General features: G+C 68.1%; 13 protein-coding genes. 7 read left to right on the top strand and 6 right to left on the bottom strand.

What is annotated here, in order from left to right; translation table 11 throughout:
* Positions 1-28 precede the first annotated feature (28 nt).
* The 4 genes from DI624_RS02485 (at position 29) to DI624_RS02500 (ending at position 3,664) form a co-directional block, all read left to right on the top strand.
* Positions 29-604: a TetR/AcrR family transcriptional regulator gene (locus tag DI624_RS02485; RefSeq protein WP_291535813.1), complete on the top strand. Its 576-nt coding sequence runs from the start codon at positions 29-31 to the stop codon at positions 602-604.
* Positions 604-2,307, top strand: coding sequence for an MFS transporter (locus tag DI624_RS02490; protein WP_291535814.1), 1,704 nt, complete (start codon positions 604-606; stop codon positions 2,305-2,307). The genes DI624_RS02485 and DI624_RS02490 overlap by 1 nt, the downstream gene beginning before the upstream one ends.
* 21 nt (positions 2,308-2,328) lie before the next feature.
* Positions 2,329-3,423: an HlyD family secretion protein gene (locus tag DI624_RS02495; RefSeq protein WP_291535815.1), complete on the top strand. Its 1,095-nt coding sequence runs from the start codon at positions 2,329-2,331 to the stop codon at positions 3,421-3,423.
* A 64-nt stretch (positions 3,424-3,487) separates the two neighbouring features.
* Positions 3,488-3,664, top strand: a complete 177-nt coding sequence (locus tag DI624_RS02500) for a hypothetical protein (protein WP_291535816.1) — start codon at positions 3,488-3,490, stop codon at positions 3,662-3,664.
* Between the two features lie 13 nt (positions 3,665-3,677).
* Here DI624_RS02500 and DI624_RS02505 read toward each other — a convergent pair whose 3' ends face one another.
* From DI624_RS02505 to DI624_RS02520, 4 genes are all read right to left on the bottom strand, one after another.
* Positions 3,678-3,887 carry a hypothetical protein gene (locus tag DI624_RS02505; RefSeq protein WP_291535817.1) on the bottom strand — a complete coding sequence of 70 codons (210 nt, stop codon included), beginning with the start codon at positions 3,885-3,887 and terminating at the stop codon, positions 3,678-3,680.
* Positions 3,888-4,036: 149 nt separating this feature from the next.
* A complete protein-coding gene (locus DI624_RS02510; protein WP_291535818.1) occupies positions 4,037-5,470 on the bottom strand; it encodes an efflux transporter outer membrane subunit in 1,434 nt (477 codons plus the stop codon).
* Positions 5,470-8,748 (bottom strand): efflux RND transporter permease subunit, encoded by a 3,279-nt coding sequence (locus DI624_RS02515; protein ID WP_291535819.1) that lies wholly within the window; start codon positions 8,746-8,748, stop codon positions 5,470-5,472. Before DI624_RS02515 ends, DI624_RS02510 begins: the two co-directional genes overlap by 1 nt.
* A 3-nt stretch (positions 8,749-8,751) precedes the next feature.
* Positions 8,752-9,957: an efflux RND transporter periplasmic adaptor subunit gene (locus DI624_RS02520; RefSeq protein WP_291535820.1), complete on the bottom strand. Its 1,206-nt coding sequence runs from the start codon at positions 9,955-9,957 to the stop codon at positions 8,752-8,754.
* Positions 9,958-10,096: 139 nt separating this feature from the next.
* On the opposite strand from DI624_RS02520, the gene DI624_RS02525 reads away from it, so the two are divergent.
* Entirely contained in the window at positions 10,097-10,699 is a 603-nt protein-coding gene (locus tag DI624_RS02525) for a TetR/AcrR family transcriptional regulator (RefSeq protein WP_291535821.1), read from the top strand.
* A 75-nt stretch (positions 10,700-10,774) separates the two neighbouring features.
* Here the strand turns inward: DI624_RS02525 and DI624_RS02530 are convergent, their stop codons facing one another.
* Positions 10,775-12,049 carry a sugar MFS transporter gene (locus tag DI624_RS02530; protein ID WP_291535822.1) on the bottom strand — a complete coding sequence of 425 codons (1,275 nt, stop codon included), beginning with the start codon at positions 12,047-12,049 and terminating at the stop codon, positions 10,775-10,777.
* Between the two features lie 203 nt (positions 12,050-12,252).
* Positions 12,253-15,057, bottom strand: a complete 2,805-nt coding sequence (locus DI624_RS02535) for a TonB-dependent receptor (RefSeq protein ID WP_291535823.1) — start codon at positions 15,055-15,057, stop codon at positions 12,253-12,255.
* A 286-nt stretch (positions 15,058-15,343) separates the two neighbouring features.
* Here DI624_RS02535 and DI624_RS02540 point away from each other — a divergent pair, with 286 nt between their 5' ends.
* Both DI624_RS02540 and DI624_RS02545 read left to right on the top strand, forming a co-directional pair.
* Entirely contained in the window at positions 15,344-17,155 is a 1,812-nt protein-coding gene (locus DI624_RS02540) for an alpha-amylase family glycosyl hydrolase (protein ID WP_291535824.1), read from the top strand.
* Positions 17,156-17,241: 86 nt separating this feature from the next.
* A complete protein-coding gene (locus DI624_RS02545) occupies positions 17,242-18,807 on the top strand; it encodes an alpha-amylase family glycosyl hydrolase (RefSeq protein WP_291535857.1) in 1,566 nt (521 codons plus the stop codon).
* Positions 18,808-18,809 lie beyond the last annotated feature (2 nt).

Here is an 18,809-nt window from a genome sequence, read left to right on the forward strand (position 1 = left end):
ACACCGTTGTCCATTTAAGCGCGACATCATGTCGCGCCCCGCCTCCAAATCCGTCCGCAAGGACGCCGCCCACAACCACGCAGCCCTGCTGGAGGCCGCGCGCGAGGTGCTGTCCGAACAAGGGCTGGACGCGCCGCTGGACCTGATCGCGGAAAAGGCCGGGGTCGGACGCGGGACCCTGTATCGGCATTTCGCCGACCGCAGCGAACTGGCCCTGGCCGTTCTGGAAGCCGATGTCGCGGACCTGGGCCGCCGCACCGAGGAACAGGGCGACGATCCGGCCGTCTTCTTCTGGTTCTTGGACCGGCTGGCCGAGGACATGGTGCGCAACGCCGGCCTGGCGGGGGTGGTGCGGAACGTGCGCTCGCCCGACGCGCTTACCCCCCTGCGGCAGAGCTTGATGCAGGCGGGCGCCGCGCCGTTGAAGCGGGCCCAGGCGGCCGGCCTGGTCAGAGGGGATTTGCGGCCGATGGACATTCGTCTGATCGCCACGCTGCTAGGCGCCGGTTTCCAGGGCGCGGACGCAGCCGAGCGCCAGGCGGTGTCGCGACGCACCCGCGCCATCATCCTGGACGGGCTGAGGCCCCGCGCGGGGGCCTGCTGATGGCGCGCGTCGACCGTCATTGGCACCTGCCGTGGGACCAGTATGTCGCCACGTTGAAGCCGCACGAACTGCCCGCCCTGCCCGGCTCGCCCGCCACGCCGGACCATCCGGCCTGGCTGAGGGTGCAATACGCCCTGACCGGCGTCCTGGTGGCCATGGTCGGCGCCCTGGGCAATGCGGCCGTCACCGCCAACATCGCCAATCTGCAGGGCTCGCTGGGGATCACCCTGACCGAGGCGGCGTGGCTGCCGGTCGTCTTCGTGATGACCAACGCCTGCATGAACCTGATCCTGGTCAAGTTCCGCCAGCAGTACGGGCTTCGCCTGTTCACCCAGATTTGCCTGGGGGCGTTCGTGGCCACCTGCGCAGCGCACCTGCTGGTCGACAACTACGAATCCACCCTGGTCGTGCGCGCGGCGGCCGGCATGGCGGCGGCGGGCCTGAGCAGCCTGGGCTTCCTCTATATGATCCAGGCCTTCCCGGCCAAACACCGCCTGAAGGGGCTGGTGATCGGGATCGGCCTGGCCAGTTTCGCCGTGCCGCTGGCGCGCCTGGTCATGCCGACCCTGCTGCAGTTGAACGACTGGAAGGCCTTCTACACCTTCGAACTGGGCATGGCGCTCCTGGCCTTGGCGGCCGTGCAGGTGCTGCATCTGCCGCCATCCGAGCGGCTGAAGCTGTTCGAGCCGCTGGATTTCGTCACCTTCGCCCTGTTCGCGCCGGGCGTCGCCCTGCTGGCGGCGGTGCTGGGGCTAGGCCGGATCGTCTGGTGGACGGAAGCGGCCTGGATCGGCTGGGCGCTGGTCGGCTCCATCGTGCTGCTGACGGTCGCCCTGGTGATCGAGCACAACCGCGCCAATCCGCTGATCAACACCCGCTGGCTGACGGGCCGGGACGTGCTGCGCCTGTTCGGGGCGATCATCCTGATCCGCGTCACCCTGTCGGAACAGACCTCGGGGGCCGTGGGGTTCCTGAGCGTCGTGGGCCTGGGGCAGGACCAGCTTCATGGCCTGTTCCTGCTGATCCTTTTGTCGATGATCGCGGGCACGGCGGTCAGCGCCCTGACGCTGAACATGACCAAGCTGCACAAGCCCATCGCCATCGCCTTGGGGCTGATCGCCATCGGCGCCTTCATCGACAGCCACGCGACCATACTGACGCGCCCGGCCCAGCTTTATTTCAGCCAGGCCCTGGTCGCCTTCGCCTCGGCCATGTTCGTCGGCCCGGCCCTGCTGATCGGCGTGGGCCGGGTGCTGCAGACCAATCCGCGCAACCTGATCAGCTTCATCGTCATGTTCAGCGTGCTGCAGAACGTGGGCGGCCTGGCCGGCTCGGCCCTGGTCGGCACGATCCAGGTCCTGCGCGAGAAGTTCCATTCCAACGAACTGGCGGCCGGGATCAGCGCCGTCGACCCGCTGGTCAGCCAGCGCCTGGCCCAGCTGTCCGGCGCCTACGCCCACGTCATCGCCGATCCCGCCCTTCTGAAGGCCGAGGGCGTGGCCATGCTGAGCCGCCAGGTGACGCAGCAGGCCAACATCCTGGCCTACAACGACGTCTTTCTGATCGTTTCCGTCATCGCCGCCCTGGGCTGCGCCTGGGTGACGGCCATCCATCTTCGCCCCCGTTTCAAGGCCCGCAAACAAGCGCGCCGCGACGCCCGGCTGGCTGAGCGGCAGGCCGCAGCCGCCGCCGCCGTCGATTGAATTTCGAAAGCTGACCCCGCCATGACCGACACCGCCGCCCCCGCACCCGCTCCCGCCGCCCCCCAGGCCGCGCCCGCGCCTGAACCGAAGAAGCGCGTGCTGTGGTCGGTGATCGCGGCCTGCGTGGCGGTGGCGGCCGTCGGCCTGGTGCTTTACGCTTGGCAGTTGCCGCCCTTCACCGGCCATATCCAGCGGACCGACAACGCCTATGTGCGCGGCCAGGTGACGCTGATCAGCCCGCAGGTCAGCGGCTATGTCACCGACGTTCCGGTCCAGGACTTTCAGATGGTGCGACAGGGCCAGTTGCTGGCCCAGGTCGACGACCGCATCTATCGCCAGCGGCTGGAGCAGGCCGAGGCCAACCTGCACTCGGCCGAGGCGGCCCTGTCCAACTCTACCCAGACCCAGGCGTCGGCGCGCGGATCGGTGGCCCAGCAGCGCGCCTCCATCGCCGCCGCCGAGGCGACCCTGACCCGCGCCCAGGCCGACGCCGATCGCGCCCGCACCCTGAAGGCCGGCGGCTGGGTGTCGCAATCCAATGTCGACATCGCCGAGGCCGCCCTGCGCAGCGCCCAGGCCCAACTCGCCCAGGCCCGCGCCGCCGAGGGCATCGCCCAGACCGGCGTCGCCTCCGCCGTCGTCGGTCGCGACAGCCTGGCCGCCGCCGTGGAGAATGCGCGCGCCGCCGTGCGCCTGGCCCAGATCGACCTGGCCAACACCCGCATCGTCGCCCCCCGCCCCGGTCGTCTGAGCGAGGTCGGCGTGCGCCAGGGCCAGTATGTCACCGCCGGCACCCAGCTGATGGGCCTGGTGCCCGACGTGGTCTGGGTCACGGCCAATATGAAGGAGACGCAGATGCGCGACATCCGCGTCGGCCAGCCCGTGATCCTCACCGTCGACGCCCTGGGCGGCCAGCGCCTGACCGGCCGGGTCGAGCGCATCGCCCCGGCCGCCGGGTCCGAATTCAGCGTCATCCGTCCCGACAACGCCACCGGCAACTTCACCAAGGTCGCCCAGCGCATCCCCGTGCGCATCCGTATCGACCCCGGTCAGGCCGCCGCCCAGCGCCTGGCGCCGGGAATGTCGGTGGTGGCCAGGGTGAACACGGCGGGCTGAACGGCGGCCCGACGGAACGGGATCGGCCGCGCCGCGCTCCTCTTTCGAAAATCAGGAGCGCATCATGGACCGCCAACAGACCGAAGGCCGCGAAAAGAACGGAGCCGACCCCGCCGGCAAGCCAGACCCCGCCACGTCGGACAAGGCCGTAAAGGCCGTAGGCGAGGCCGAACAGCAGAGCGCCGGCCCGGACGGCCCGGATGCATCGGCCGTCGGCGAAACCTTCAAGCGCAAACCCTAGCGGCGGTCAGCAGCTAGGCGGCCCTGCGCCGCATCGACAGGCGCGCCGCCAGCAGATGGGCGTCATGGGCGCGCATCCGCTCGAAGTTGCCCAGGCCCAGGGCCAGGGCGCGCAGGATCTCGGCCTGACGGATCTGCTCGGGGCAGGCCGGCAGCGACGGCTCGGCCCGCGCCAGTTCGGCGTCCAGTTCGGCCATCATATCGGCCAGTATCGCATCGTTCATCTGATCCTCCATCGCGCCACGACCGCAGAGGCGTTTAGAGCACGAACGGAACAAAAGCGGAACACCAGAGACGGCGCCGATTGTGGACGAACGAAAAAGGGCCGGGCGACGCATCGCCCGGCCCCTTTGATCGGTAGATCGCGCCAGCGTCAGCCGTCGGCCTGCCAGCCGCCGGCCAGAGCGCGGAACAGGGCGATCTGGTAGGTGGTGACAAGAGCGTCCGACTGGGCCAACGCCGCCTCGGCCGCCGCCTGGGTGCGCTCGGCGTCCAGCACCAGCAGAAAGCTGTCGGCCCCGGCGTTGAAGCGCTGCCGCGACAATTCGGCGGCGCGGGCCGCCTGGTCGCGCGCCTCGGTCAGGGCCGCGCGGCGGTCCAGCTCGTTGGCGTAGTTGGAAAGCGCCGTCTCGGTTTCCTGAAGCGCCGTCAGAACCGTCTGGTCGAAGGTCGCCAGCGCCGCGTCGGAACGGGCGCCGGCGGCCCTGATCTGGGCGCGGGCGGCGAAGACGTTGGGGAAGGACCAGCTGATCAGCGGGCCGAAGCTGAAGCGGAAGTTCTGGTCGTCGCCCAACTCGCCCGAGTCCAGCGCGGTCGAGCCGTAGGACCCGCCCAGGCTGATCTGCGGAAACAGATTGGCGGTGGCCACGTTCACGCGGGCGGCGGCGGCGGCCAGTTCGGCCTCGGCCTGGCGCACGTCGGGGCGACGCGCCAACAGGGCCGCGCCGTCGCCGACCGGGATGGGCTGGCTGAGCTGGGGCGGCCGGACGCAGGCGGCCGCGGCCTGGCTGGCCTCGGCCGGGGTGCGGCCGATCAGGGTGGACAGGCGGAACAGCGCCTCGTTGCGAGCCGCGCGCAGGGTCGGCAGCGTCGCCGCCGTCTGGGCCACGGCCGCGCGGGCGCCGGCCACGTCCAGCCCCGTTCCTGCACCGCCGTCCAGCAGGGTCTGGGTCAGATTGGCGGTGTTGCGTTGCAGCTCAAGCGTCCGCTCGGCCACCGCGATCTGGGCGTTGGCCGAGCAGGCGTCGGCATAGGCGCGGGCCGTTTCGGCCGCGACCGTCACCTGGACCGTGGCCAGGGCGGCCTCGGCGGCGCGGGCGTCGGCGCGGGCGGCGCGGATGGTTGATTCCACCCGGCCGAACAGATCGACCTCGTAGGCCGCCTGCACGCCCACGTCGTAGGTGTCGATCTCGGGAGCCTCTTCGCCGGCCGGCAACCCCTGGACCGTGGCGGCCGAGGCGCGGCTGCGCTGGGCCTGGGCGCTGGTGGTCGTGGTGGGGAAGCGGCCGACGCGCGCCTCCGACAGCGACGCCCGCACCGCGCGCAGATTGGCGAAGGCCGCCTCCAACTGGTTGTTCTCGGCGAAGGCCTGCTGGATCAGGGCGTCCAGCTGCGGATCGTCGTAAAGCCGCCACCAGTCGTCGCGCGCCGCAGCGGTCGAGACGACGGGGCTGGTCGAGCCGACGAAGGCGCCGGTTCCGGCCGTCGGCAAGTCCGCCGGCGGCGCCTTCGGCCCGACCGCGCAGGCGGCCACGAGGGCGCTGGACGCCGCGGCGCCCAGAAGGCTGAGGGTTCGATTGCGGCTCATCAGATATCCCCTCCCCGGCCGGTCGCGGGCGCAGGCGCGTTCGGATCGGTCAGGTCGCTGGTTTCGTCGTAACGCTCGATCCGATCAGGGTTCGAGGTCGGCTTGGGTCCGGGATTGTGGCCCTGCGGCAGCTTGGAGGAAAGCCAGCGGCAGACCACATAGAAGACCGGGGTGAAGATCAGGCCGAAGAAGGTCACGCCCAGCATCCCCGAGAAGACGGAGGTGCCCAGCGATTGGCGCATCTCGGCCCCCGGCCCCGTCGCCAGCATCAGGGGCACGACGCCCAGGATGAAGGCGAACGACGTCATCAGGATCGGGCGCAGGCGGGTCCGGGCGGCGGCGACCGCCGCATCGAACCGGTTCATGCCATGCTCTTCCTCGGCCTGTTTGGCGAACTCCACGATCAGGATGGCGTTCTTGGCCGCGAGCGCGATCAGCACCACCAGCCCGATCTGGACCAGGATGTTGTTGTCCAGGCCGCGCAGATTGACCCCCAGAATGGCCGCCAGCAGACACATGGGCACGATCAGGATGACCGCCAGCGGAAGGGTGAACGCCTCATACTGCGCCGCCAGCACCAGGAAGACGAACACCACCGCCATCACGAAGATGAGCGTCGCGCCCGAACCGGCCGCCTTCTGCTGATAGGCCAGACCCGTCCATTCGTAGGAGAAGCCCTGGGGCAGGGTCTGGGCGGCCATGTTCTCCATGATCTGCAGCGCCTGGCCGGACGATACCCCAGGCGCGGCGTTGCCCTGAAGCTCGGCCGCCGGGAACAGGTTGTAGCGGACGATCCGCGACGGGCCGGAGTCGTCGATCAGGTTGGCGACGGAACCGATCGGCACCATGGCTCCCGAGGACGAGCGGGTCTTCAGGTTGGCGATGTCGGCGATGTCGTCGCGGTACTGCGGCTCGGCCTGGGCCGTCACGCGGAAGGTGCGGCCCAGCATGTTGAAGTCGTTGACGTAGGACGACCCCAGATAGACCCCCAGCGTATCGAACACCGCGCTGGGCTGGACGCCCAGCATCAGCGCCTTGCTGCGGTCGACGTCGGCGGTCACGCGCGGAGAGGCGGTGTTATAGGTCGAGAAGACCTGGCTCACCTCGGTCGGTGCCTGGGCGGCCGCCCCCATCATGGCGAAGGTCGCCCCTTCCAGCGCGCGATAACCGGCCCCGTCGCGGTCCTGGATCATCATCGAGAAGCCGTTGCCGGTGCCCAGACCCTGGACCGCCGGCGGGGCGATGACGAAGATCTGCGCGTCCTCGATCTGCCCGGTCGCCTGGGTGATGGCGCCGGCCAGGGCGGTGGCGGCCTCCTCCTTGGTGCGATCCTCGAACGGATTCAGACGCACGAAGATGGTGGCGGCGTTGGAGCCGAACGAGAAGCTGGACCCGTCCAGGCCGGCGAAGGCCACGGTGCCGTTGACGCCGTCGGTGTCCTGAATGATCTGGCGGGCGCGCTGCATCACATCCTCGGTGCGGTCCAGCGAAGAACCGGCCGGAAGCTGGATCACGCCGATCAGGAAGCCCTGATCCTGCTCGGGGATGAAGCCCGAGGGCGTGTCGATCAGACGCCAGGCCGTCAGGCCCAGCAGGCCGACGTAGACGACCAGCACCAGGCCCACCGTGCGAACCAGACGCGCGGTCAGGCGGCCGTAGCGGTCCGACAGCCAGTCGAAGCCCTCGTTGAACTTACGTCCGGCCCAGCCGCCGTAATAGACGATCGTGCCCCAGACGCCCGGCTTGCGGGCATGCTCATGGTGATCCTTGTGCGGCTTCAGCAAGAGGGCGGCCATGGCGGGCGACAGGGTCAGGGAGACGAACAGCGAAATGACCGAGGCCGAAGCGATCACCACTGCGAACTGGCGGTAGAAGATGCCGGGGATGCCGGGCAGGAACATGGTCGGGATGAACACCGAGATCAGCACCAGGCCGATGGCGATCAGGGCGCCGGACACCTCCTGCATCGAGCGATAGGCGGCCTCCTTGGGACTGAGTCCCTCGCTGATGGCCCGCTCCACGTTCTCGACCACGACGATGGCGTCGTCGACCACGATGCCGACCGCCAGAACCAGGGCGAACAGCGACAGGGAGTTGATCGAATAGCCCAGCGCCAGCTGCACCGCGAAGGTGCCGACCAGGGCGACCGGAATGGCGATGATCGGAATGATGGCCGCGCGCCAGGTCTGCAGGAAGACCATGATCACGATGACGACCAGGATGACAGCCTCGACCAGCGTATGCTCGACCGATTCCACCGAGGCCGCGACGAATTCGGTCGGATTGTAAGGCACCGCGATGTTCATGCCGGCGGGAAGCTCGGCTTTGATCGCCTCGACTTCCTGCAGGACCCGCTGGGCGGTGCCCAGCGCATTGGCGCCCGGCTGCTGAACGATGGCGACGCCGATGCCGCGTTGGCCGTCGAAGAAGCCGCGAATGCCGTAGTCCTGCGCGCCCAGTTCGATGCGGGCCACGTCGCGCAGACGGGTCACACGCCCTTCGGCGTCGGTCTTCAGGACGACATCGGCGAACTGGTCGGGATCGCTCAGGCGGCCTTGGACCTGGACCGGCAACTGGAAGGCGGCGGCGTTGGTGGGGAAAGGCGGCTGGCCGATGGAGCCGGCGGCGGCCTGGACGTTCTGCGCGCGCAGGGCGGCGACGACGTCGGGTCCCGTCAGGCCGCGCTCGGCCGCCTTGGCTGGGTCGATCCAGACGCGCATCGAATAGTTGCCGCCGCCGAAGACGTTGACCGCCCCCACGCCCTCGATCCGCAGCAGGCGGTCCCGCAGCGTCGAGTTGGCGTAGTTGCCGACATAGTCGTTATCCAGCGAGCCGTCGGGCGAGGTCAGGCCCAGGATCATCAGGAAGCCGCTCTCGGCCTTGTTGACCACCACGCCGGTCTGTCGCACGGCGTCGGGCAGGCGCGGCTCGGCCAGGGCGACCCGGTTCTGGACCAGCACCTGGGCGGCGTCCAGATCGGTGCCGGGCTGGAAGGTCACGGTGATGGCCACCGCCCCTTCGGAGGTCGAGGAAGAGGAGATGTAGAGCATGTCCTCGACGCCGTTCACCTCCTGCTCGATGGGGGCGGCGACGGTCTCGGCCAGGGTCTCGGCCGAGGCGCCGGGGTAGGAGGCGTTGATGGTGATCGTCGGCGGGGCGATCTCCGGGTACTGCGATAGGGGCAGCAGCGGATAGGCGGCCACGCCGATGATGGAGATCACCACCGCGATCACGGCCGCGAAGATCGGCCGATCGATGAAGAAACGAGAAATGTTCATGGCTTAACCGCCAGTGGGGAGGGCGTTGGCGAACGAGGCGCTGGAGGCCGGGGCCGCCTGGGTGACGGGCGCGGGAGAAGCGGCGGCGGCGACCGGCGTGATCCTGCCGGTCTTGGGCGTGACCTTGGAGCCCGGCTGGGCGGCGCGTTGCAGGCCGGCGATGATGACGCGGTCGGTCGGCGCCAGGCCCGAACGGACGACGCGCAGGCCCTGGACGATCGGACCCAGCTGAACCGCCTTGTTGGTCACGGTCCCGTCGGCGTTGACGACGGCCACGGTGCGGCGGGTCTGGTCGGTGCCAATGGCCGAATCCGGCACCAGCAGCGCGTCGTAGGCGCCGGCGCCGGCGACCTGGGCGCTGCCGAACATGCCGGGGCGCAGGAAACCGTCGGCGTTGGGCAGGATGGCGCGCAGGCGGATGACGCCGGACGCCGTGTCCACCGCGTTGTCCGAGAAGTCCAGACGGCCGGTGTGCTTGTAGGTGCTTTCGTCCTGCAGGCGCACATTGACCACGGCGCCCTGGTTGGCGCCGCCCTCGCGCAGATATTTCAACAGGACCGCCTCGGACCCGTCGAAGACGAAGTGGATCGGGCCGCCCGAGATGATGGTGGTCAGCACGTCGCCGGCCGACGATCCGCCGGCGATGACGTTGCCGGGATCGACGCGCCGGTCCGACACCCGACCCGAGGTCGGCGCCGTGACGCGGGTGTAGTCCAGGTTCAGGCGCGCGGTGCGGACCGCGGCGTTGGCGGCGGTCAGATTGGCCTGGGCCGCCTCTACGGCCGCCTTGTTGGCGTCATACTCGGCCCTGGACACCGCCTGGGAGGCCAGCAGGGTCTCGCTGCGGGCCAGGTTGGCGCGGGCCAGGGTCAGTTGCGACTGCATCTGGGCGACCTGGGCCTGGGCCTGGGCCAGGGCGGCCTGGGCCGGACGCGGGTCCAGGGTGAACAGGAGCTGTCCGCGCTGCACCATCTGGCCGTCGCGGAAATGAACCGCCTGGATATAGCCGCCGACGCGCGCGCGCACGTCCACGCTTTCGATCGCCTCGAAGCGGCCCGTGAACTCGTCCCAGTCGCGCACCTTCTGCTGCAGCGGCGTGGCCACCGTCACCGGCGGGGCGCCTTGCGCCGGAGCCTCCGCCTTAGGCGAACAACCATAAAGCGCACCCGTCACCATGACGGACACGGCCGCAATCTTCAGCCCGCGCATCTGCGCAATCTCCCTGTCGGAGGTCAAATTCCAGTCAAGCGGACGTAGGCCGATGGGGAGGCGGCCGTTTCAACGCATGGTGACTTAATGGTCGGGGCCGAAGCGCTTGTCAACAGACGTTGTCAAAGCCATATGGGGTTTGCGGTTATTGTTCCTGTGGAGTGTTATTGCCTTGTTATGCCCCGGCCCCCGCCCGAGAAACGCCGCCGCCACGCGCACGGCCATTCTCGAGGCCGCGCGTGAGCGGTTCGCGGCCGAGAGCTATGACGATGTCGGCATGCGCGACATCGCCCGTGACGTCGGCGTCGATGCGGCCCTGATAAGCCGCTATTTCGGGTCCAAGGACGACCTGTTCCTGGCCGCCTTGGACAGCTGCGGCGACGGCAGCGAACTGATGTCGGGCGACAAGGCGGACTTCGGACGCCGGGTGGCGCATGAGATCGTTTTCGAACCCAAGAAGGCCGACAAGCTGAAGGGGATGTCGATCATGCTGCGCTCGATCGGCTCCGCCAAGGCGTCCGAAATGGTGCAGACCACCTGCACGACCCAATTCTTCGGACCGCTGGAGGACTGGCTGAGCGGAACGGATGCGACGGTGCGCGCGCGCCTGCTGGCCGGCTTCATCATGGGCATGTCGATCAGCCGCGAGCTGGGCGGCGGCACGTTCGACATCGAACCGGCCCAGTGCGAGCAGATGCGCGACCGGCTGGCGGTGATCCTGCAGTCCCTGATCGACGGCTGAGGCCTCCGTTTCGAAAACGACAAAGGGCGCGGAAGGCTGGCCTTGCGCGCCCTTTGGTTCGTGCGGCGACCGCCTTTAGTGCGATGCGGTCGTGGTCGCCTCGGCCCGCGCCCGGGTGCGGACGCAGGCGATGGCGAAGATCGTCAGTCCCACATAGCCCAACATCGGCACGACGAAGGCCGGCTGCAGGCTGCCCGCCGCATCGGCGATGCGGGCGGCGACCTGGGGCAGCAGGGCGCCGCCGATGATGCCGAACACCAGAAGCCCCGAGGTCGCCGAGGTCGGCGCCGTCGACCGCTCCAGCGTCAGGGTGAAGATGGTCGGGAACATGATCGAGTTGAACAGGCCGATGGACAGGACCGCATAGGCCGCCGTCGGACCGCCCAGCTGGCTGACGACCAGGCACAGGACGGCGGCCGCGACCGTGCAGAAGGCCAGCACGATCCCCGGACGCACGCGCGTCAGCACCGCCGAGCCGATGAAGCGGCCGACCATGGCTCCGCCCCAGTACAGGGCCACCATCTTGCCCGCCGTCTCGATGGGGGCGTTCAGGATTTCGGGGCTTTCCAGGAAGTTGGTCAGCATCCCGCCGATGGCCACCTCGGATCCGACATAGAGGAAGATGGCCAGGGCGCCGAACACGGCCCAGGGCGAGGACAGGGCTTTCAGCGGCGAAACCGCCTCGGTCGCGGCGGGGGCCGCCGCATTGATTTTCTTGCGCGCCGTGAAGATGAAGACGGCGACCAGGGCGAAGAAGGCGCCCATGCCCAAAAAGGCCATGTCGATGCTGCGCAGCGACTGGGTGCGGGTGGCGGCGGTGACGACGGCGCCGGCGGCGAACACCCCGCCGGTCAGCAGCACATGCGATCCCAGCCAGGGCCCGACCGTCGTGCCCAGCGAGTTGAAGGCCTGCGACAGGTTGAGGCGGCTGGACGCGCCCTTGCGGCTGCCCAGTTCGGCGACCAGCGGGTTGGCGGCGACCTGAAGCAGGGTCACGCCCGAGGCGATGACGAACAGGGCGACCAGCACGCCCGGATACCAGTCGGCGGCCGTCGCGGCCGGCACGATCAGGCAGCCCGCCACCATGACGATCAGGGCGCCGATGATGGATCGGCTGTAGCCCAGCTTGCTCAGCACCGAGGCGGCCGGCAGCGACATCAGCCCATAGGCGATGAACCAGGCGAAGGTGGTCAGGAAGGCTTCGGCGTTGTTCAGGTCGAACACGCGCTTCACCGCCGCGATCAGCGGATCGATCAGCGAAGTGGCGAAGCCCCAGGCGAAGAACAGGGTGGTGACATAGGCGAAGGCCAGCCCCGCGCCCTGGCGTTTTCCGGTATCCGGCGTGGTCATGGATCGATCCCCCAATGAATGTAGAAGCGGCCGCGCTGTGGTCGCGCGGTTCTCAGGCTGACGTGGTTCCGACATCGCGCGCCATGCGTCCAGCCGAAAAGCACGCCCTGTAACGAAACTTTTCCGATCCGCCGCGTCCGGTTCGAAAAAAAGGGCCGCCTCGCGAACGGGGCGGCCCAAGTCTGCTCAGAAGAGAGGGAGGATCAGAAGCGGTAGTTCATGCCCACCGCGAAGGTGCGGCCGTAGCTCTGGTAGTCGATGGTGCGACGCTCATCGCCGTTCTCGAACGTCTTGAACGGTTCGTCGGTCAGGTTGTTGACCTGGGCCAGGATGGACAGGCCCTCCAGCGGGCCGGACTGGAACTCGTAACCGACCTGGGCGTCGACCACGGTTTCCGCCGCAACCGAACGCAAGACGCGACCATTGTCGAACCCGGAAACCTCACCGAGGAAATCCGAGCGATACCGCGCCGAAATCCGCGACTGGAAACCGTAACGTTCATAGTAGAGCGAACCGTTGATCACGTTCTCCGACAAACCCGTTAGCGGCGTGGGCGGCTGGGTCGGATCGGGCTGAACCTCGCTGTCGGTCGTGGAGGCGCTGAACTGGGCGCCGAAGCCTTCCAGAGCGGGATGGAAGATGTCGAACGGCGCCGAGATCGACAGTTCTAGACCCTTGATCCAGCCGCCTTCGCCGTTGTCGGGGGCCGACGACTGACCAAAGTTGATGACAGGGGTCACGCCGCCGGTCGGATAGCCGGTGAAGTCAAAGATCTGGTCGTGGGTATAAACGTAGCTTTCCAGATGCTTGTAGAAGGCCGCCAGCGAGATGTAGCCCTTCCGATTGGCGAAATACTTCTCAAACGAAATGTCCGCGACATCAGCGATATAGGGGTTCAGCGTCGGATTGCCGCCCGAGGCGCTCCAAGGAGAGTTCTGGTCGGCCGTGGCGCCCGGCACGTTCTTGCCGTTGTCGAAGAAGTAGTTCCGCGAAGCACGCATATCATTCATGCGGGCGCGGGCCAGGGTGCGGGCCGCCGCGAAACGCACGAAGCTGTCGTCCGCCACCTGCAGGATGAAGTTCGAGCTGGGCAGGATTTCCAGATAGTCCTTGCCGCCCGAAACGGCGACCGTTTGGGACACGCCCGGCGCGACCTGACGCGCCGAGAAGCCCGACGAGCTTTGGTCCGTATAGACGAACTGCATGCCGACGTTGCCGGTCAGAGGCATGCCGAACAGGTTGTGGTCGATATTGGCGCGAACATAGGCGGTCGAGACCTTTTCCGTCACTTCCCAGTTGCCGGCGGCGACGTCGGCGTTGGGATTGCGGATGCGATTCAACGCGCCGCTGTTGACCAGGCCCAGGGCGTCATAGCTCAGCACCTGCGAGATGCCGAGATAGCCCAGGTCGGTCGGGTCCAGCAGGAAGGCGGTCGGCACGGTCAGATCGCCGCCGCCGGGGACGCCGAGATAGTATTGATCGTTGACGAAGCTCTTCTGGCGTTCGCTGTAGTTGAAGCCGAAGTCGATGGACTTGAACGGGCTCTGGTGCAGTTGGCGCGTGACCGAGAAGCGGGCGGCCTTCAGCTCATCCTCGATGGACGGAGTGTTCATGTAGCCGGCCTGACCTTCCGGGATCACGTCGCCGCCCCAGCCTTGCGGGCTGGTGATCTTGATCAGGGTCGGATCGGCGTAGTTCAGGCGGCTGGTGAAGCGGGTCACGCCGTCGCCGGTCAGTTGGAAGCCCAGGGTGTCCAGAGCGCCGTTGATGTTGCGGCCCGTGCCGGCGTTGGTTTCCAGGATGATGTCGTTGCGCTCGACCTTCGAATAGCTGAGGTCCAGGTTCGCCGACCAGTCGTCGTTCAGGGTGAACTCGGTGTTCCAGCCCAGGGCCGTGATGTTGCTGTCGCGCTTGTTCAGGTCGTTGCGGACCACGCCCTTGATGTTGTCCCAGGTCCCCGCGACGATCAGGCCGTCTTCGACGGTATAGCCGGGACGCAGCGACGGCCCCGGACGGCAGATCGCCGACGGCACGTTCACGGTGCAGTTCCCTGCCGAACCGCCCCAGGCCAGCGGGAATTCGATTCCGCGCAGAACCTGGGTGTTCTTGAACTCGGAATAGAAGGCGTCGATGGTGGAGTGGATGCGGTCGTTCGGGCGCCATTCCAGCACGCCCATATAGCCGTCGCGCTCCAGCTCCGACGACATGACGTAGGGTTTGACGCCGCCCGTCAGCAGATTGCCATCGGTATGGTTCGGATAGCCCCAGCTGTTGAACCGCTCGGACTGATAGGGCGAGCTCATGTGGGCGTAACCCAGGGCCACGCCCAGGGTGCCGTCCAGGAACTGGTCGACGTAGGAGACGGTGTAGCGGTCGCCCTTGTCGGTGGTGCCCGAGTTCAGGGCGCCGATGTCGTTCCACTCGTGGCGATAGTTCAGGGCGATGGCCTGGCGGCCATAGGCCAGCGGGCGCACGGTGCGCAGATCGACGGTGCCGCCCAGCCCCTGACCGATCAGGGCCGAATCCGGGGTCTTGTAGACGACGACGCTCGAGAGCAGCTCGGCGGGGAACTGGTCGAACTCGACGCCGCGGTTGTCGCCGGTCGTGACCAGTTCGCGCCCGTTCAGCAGGGCGGTGGTGAAGTCCGGCCCCAGGCCGCGGATCGAGATCGCCTGGCTGCGGCCGTCCAGCCGCTGCATCGTCACGCCCGGCAGGCGCGCCAGCGATTCGGCGATCGAGACATCGGGCAGCTTGCCGATGTCTTCCGAGGAAATGACTTCCACGATCGAGGTGTTGTTGGCCTTGGCCGAGATCGACGCCTCGATCGAGCGGCGGATGCCGGTGACGACGATTTCGCCGACCTCGGTCGGTTGGTCGCCGGCCTGGCTCGCGGCCTGGCCCGTGGTCGCGGCGGTCTGGGCGTGGGCCGAGCCGACGGCCATGACGGCGGCGGCGCCGAAGGCGGCGCCCGACAGCAGACGTGCGCGACGGTTGAGACGTTGGAACATGATCATCCTCCCTGGGGCTGATCGCGTTTCTGAACGTCGCGACCCTAAGCCGTCGCAAAAATATGCAAATCTTCGCGAACCTTGCAAGCAGTTAATGTTGCGCGCCCATCGCGGCCGCCAAGCGGGCGGGATATTTTCGTTTCTCCAAGCTGCATTGCGGCAGAAACCCCGCATCATGTTTGCATCGCAGCAAAAACGAGCCGCGTTGACAGGTCGGAACATTGCTGCAAAATCTTGCAAACTGATCTGGAAGGCTTTGCATCGGCCAGACGTGAGGGAGGAAGCGATGAGCGAGAGAGGCAGGAGGCGGAACGTTTGGCGCTCGGTCGCGGCTGCGGCGGCCTTGCTGTCGACCGCCGGGGGCCCGGCCGTCGCCGCCCCGACGCCCGCCGTGCTGGAGGCCCTGCGCCAGCGCCCGCCGCAGGACGAGGTGATCTATTTCCTGCTGCCGGATCGGTTCGCCAACGGCGACCCCGCCAACGACCACGGCGGCTATGCGCCCCAGCGGCTGGTCAGCGGTTTCGACCCGACAGACGCCGACTTCTATCACGGCGGCGACCTGGCCGGGGTGATCCAGCGGCTGGACTATATTCAGGGCCTGGGCGCCACAGCCGTCTGGCTGGCGCCGATCTTCAAGAACAAGCCGGTCCAGACGCACGGCGACTATACCGGCGCGGCCCACCACGGCTACTGGATCACCGACTTCACTGCGGTCGATCCGCATTTCGGCGACGAGGCGACCATGCGCGCCCTGGTCGACGCCGCCCATGCCCGGGGCATGAAGGTCTATCTGGACATCGTGGCCAATCACACGGCCGACGTGATCCGCTATCGCGAATGTCCCGACCGACCCTGCGCCTACCGCAGCCGCGCCGACTATCCCTATGTCCGCAAGGGCGGGATCGACGGGGCGCCGATCAACGACGGTTTCGACGGCCGCGACTTCTCGCGCCTGACCCGGCCCGACTACGCCTACACCCCTTACGTTCCGGCGGGCGAGGAGACCGTCAAGGTTCCGGCCTGGCTGAACGACCCCATCCGCTATCATAACCGCGGCGAAAGCACATTTTCGGGCGAAAGTTCGCTGGACGGCGACTTCGCGGGTCTCGACGACCTGATGACCGAGGACCCGGTGGTGATTCAGGGCATGATCGAGATCTTCGGCGGCTGGATCGACAAATACGGCGTCGACGGCTTCCGCATCGACACGGCCCGTCATGTGAACCCGGAATTCTGGCAGGCCTTCATCCCCGCCATGCTGGAGCGGGCGCAGGCCAAGGGCATCCCGAACTTCCACATCTTCGGCGAGGTCTACGATCCCGATCCGGCGGTGACGGCGCGCTTCACCCGGACCGACGCCTATCCGGCCGTGCTGGACTTCCCGTTCCAGAAACAGGCGGCCGACGTCGCGGCGGGCAAGATCGGGACCGGCGCCCTGGCCCGGCTGTTCGACGCCGACGCCGTCTATGACAAGGGCGCCGACACCGCCGCCATTCTGCCGACCTTTCTGGGCAATCACGACATGGGCCGGATCGGCTTCTTCGTGAAACAGGCCAACCCGGACGCCGACGACGCCGAACTTCTGGCGCGAATCAAGCTGGCCCATGCGCTGATGATGTTCAGCCGGGGCGTGCCCACCCTCTATTACGGCGACGAACAGGGGTTCGCCGGCGCGGGCGGCTATGGAAACGCGCGCCAGGACATGTGGCCCAGCCGGACGCCCGCCTATGCGGACGAGACGCCCGTCGGGGGCCGCCAGCCGGCCTATTCGACCCAGGCACCGCTTTATCGCGCCATCGCCGAAATGGCCCGTATCCGCGCCGCCGAACCCGCTCTGCGTCGCGGCCGCCAGGTCGTGCGCGCCTATGGCGACAAGCCCGGCCTGTTCGCCCTGTCGCGCCTCATGGACGACGGCGCCGAGGTGCTGGTTCTGTTCAACAGCGCCGCCGCGCCCCTCACGGCCCAGGTGGAGGTGGAGCCGGGCTCGCTTCGATGGCAGGCTCTGCGCGGCGACTGCGCGGTCGGGTCTTCCGCGCCGGCCAGCGTCCGCGTCAGCGTGCCTCCCCTCGATTACCTCGTTTGCAAGAGGGTTCCGTGACCGTCCAACCTCTCGACCTCGCCACGGCCGACGCCGCCCCCGCGCCCGCTTCCGGGCCTGCGCGCGAATGGTGGCGCGGCGCGGTCCTGTACCAGATCTATCCGCGCAGCTTCGCCGATGCGAACGACGACGGCGTGGGCGACCTGAAGGGGATCGCCGCGCACCTGGACCATGTCGCCAGCCTGGGCGTGGACGGCGTCTGGCTGTCGCCCTTCTTCAAGTCGCCGATGAAGGACTTCGGCTACGACGTGTCGGACTATTGCGACGTCGATCCGATCTTCGGAGACCTGGCCGACTTCGACGCCCTTGTCGCGCGCGCCCATGCGCTGGGACTGAAGGTCGTCATCGACCAGGTCTTCTCACACACCTCCGACGAGCATCCCTGGTTCGTCGACAGCCGCGCCAGCCGCACAGGCGAACACGCCGACTGGTATGTCTGGGCCGACGCCAAGCCGGACGGCTCGCCGCCGTCGAACTGGCAGTCGGTGTTCGGCGGGCCGGCCTGGACCTGGGACGCCCGGCGCGGCCAGTATTACATGCACAACTTCCTGGCCTCCCAGCCGCAGCTGAACGTCAGGAACCCCGAGGTCCAGGAGGCGCTGCTCGCCGCCGCCCGGTTCTGGCTGGACCGCGGCGTCGACGGCTTCCGCCTGGACGCCATCAACTTCGCCATTCACGACCCGGCCCTGCGCGACAATCCGCCGATCGCCGACGGCAGGAAACGCACCCGCCCGTTCGACTTCCAGGACAAGATCTACAACCAGTCCCACCCCGACATCATCGGCTTCCTGAACCGCATCCGCGCCCTGACCGACAGCTACGACGGCCGCTTCACCGTGGCCGAGGTCGGGGGCGACCACGCCGACCGCGAGATGAAGGAATTCACCGCCGGGAGCGACCGGCTGCATTCCGCCTACGGCTTCCTCTACCTTTACGCCGATACGCTGCGCAGCGAGCTGATCAGGGTCGGCGATTCCATGTGGCCGGACCAGCAGGGCGAGGGCTGGCCGTCGTGGACCTTCTCCAACCACGACGCCCCGCGCGCCGTGTCGCGCTGGGCCCAGGGGCGCGACGAAAAAGCCTTTTCCGAGATGGCGCTGCTGTTGCTGATCAGCCTGCGCGGCAATGTCTTCGTCTATCAGGGCGAGGAACTCGGCCTGCCCCAGGCCCAGGTGCCGTTCGAGCGGCTGGTCGATCCCGAAGCCATCGCCAACTGGCCCCAGACCCTGGGCCGCGACGGCGCCCGCACGCCGATGCCCTGGACGGCCGGGGCGCCCAACGCCGGCTTTTCCACCGTGGAGCCGTGGCTGCCGGTCGATCGGCGCCACCTCGCCCTGGCCGTGGACGCACAGGAAGCGGACCCCGCCTCCACCCTGCACGTCGCGCGCCGGGTGATCGCCCTGCGCCGCGCCCATCCGGCCCTGCGGACGGGCGGGCTTGAGCTGGTCGAGGGACCGCGCGACCTGCTGGTCTTCCATCGCTTCGAGCGCCCCGGCGGCGAACGCCTGCTGTGCGTCTTCAACCTCAGCCACGCGCCGATCGACTGGTCTCCGCCCGTCGACGCGCGTCGGATCGAGGCCGTCAACTGGACCGAGGCGGACGGCGCGACGCTGAAGCCGCTGGCCGGCCTGATCTTCGCCGAAGCCGGATGAAG

Source organism: Brevundimonas sp. (assembly GCF_003248455.1).
In the GTDB taxonomy this organism is placed as follows: Bacteria; Pseudomonadota; Alphaproteobacteria; order Caulobacterales; family Caulobacteraceae; genus Brevundimonas.

Excerpts from the sequence above, each read along its gene's own strand:
- DI624_RS02485 (WP_291535813.1), top strand. The coding sequence starts at position 29 with ATGTCGCGCCCCGCCTCCAAATCCGTCCGCAAGGACGCCGCCCACAAC.
- DI624_RS02530 (WP_291535822.1), bottom strand. The coding sequence starts at position 12,049 with ATGACCACGCCGGATACCGGAAAACGCCAGGGCGCGGGGCTGGCCTTC.
- DI624_RS02500 (WP_291535816.1), top strand. The coding sequence starts at position 3,488 with ATGGACCGCCAACAGACCGAAGGCCGCGAAAAGAACGGAGCCGACCCC.
- DI624_RS02490 (WP_291535814.1), top strand. The coding sequence starts at position 604 with ATGGCGCGCGTCGACCGTCATTGGCACCTGCCGTGGGACCAGTATGTC.
- DI624_RS02520 (WP_291535820.1), bottom strand. The coding sequence starts at position 9,957 with ATGCGCGGGCTGAAGATTGCGGCCGTGTCCGTCATGGTGACGGGTGCG.
- DI624_RS02505 (WP_291535817.1), bottom strand. The coding sequence starts at position 3,887 with ATGAACGATGCGATACTGGCCGATATGATGGCCGAACTGGACGCCGAA.
- DI624_RS02535 (WP_291535823.1), bottom strand. The coding sequence starts at position 15,057 with ATGTTCCAACGTCTCAACCGTCGCGCACGTCTGCTGTCGGGCGCCGCC.
- DI624_RS02495 (WP_291535815.1), top strand. The coding sequence starts at position 2,329 with ATGACCGACACCGCCGCCCCCGCACCCGCTCCCGCCGCCCCCCAGGCC.
- DI624_RS02540 (WP_291535824.1), top strand. The coding sequence starts at position 15,344 with ATGAGCGAGAGAGGCAGGAGGCGGAACGTTTGGCGCTCGGTCGCGGCT.
- DI624_RS02515 (WP_291535819.1), bottom strand. The coding sequence starts at position 8,748 with ATGAACATTTCTCGTTTCTTCATCGATCGGCCGATCTTCGCGGCCGTG.
- DI624_RS02510 (WP_291535818.1), bottom strand. The coding sequence starts at position 5,470 with ATGAGCCGCAATCGAACCCTCAGCCTTCTGGGCGCCGCGGCGTCCAGC.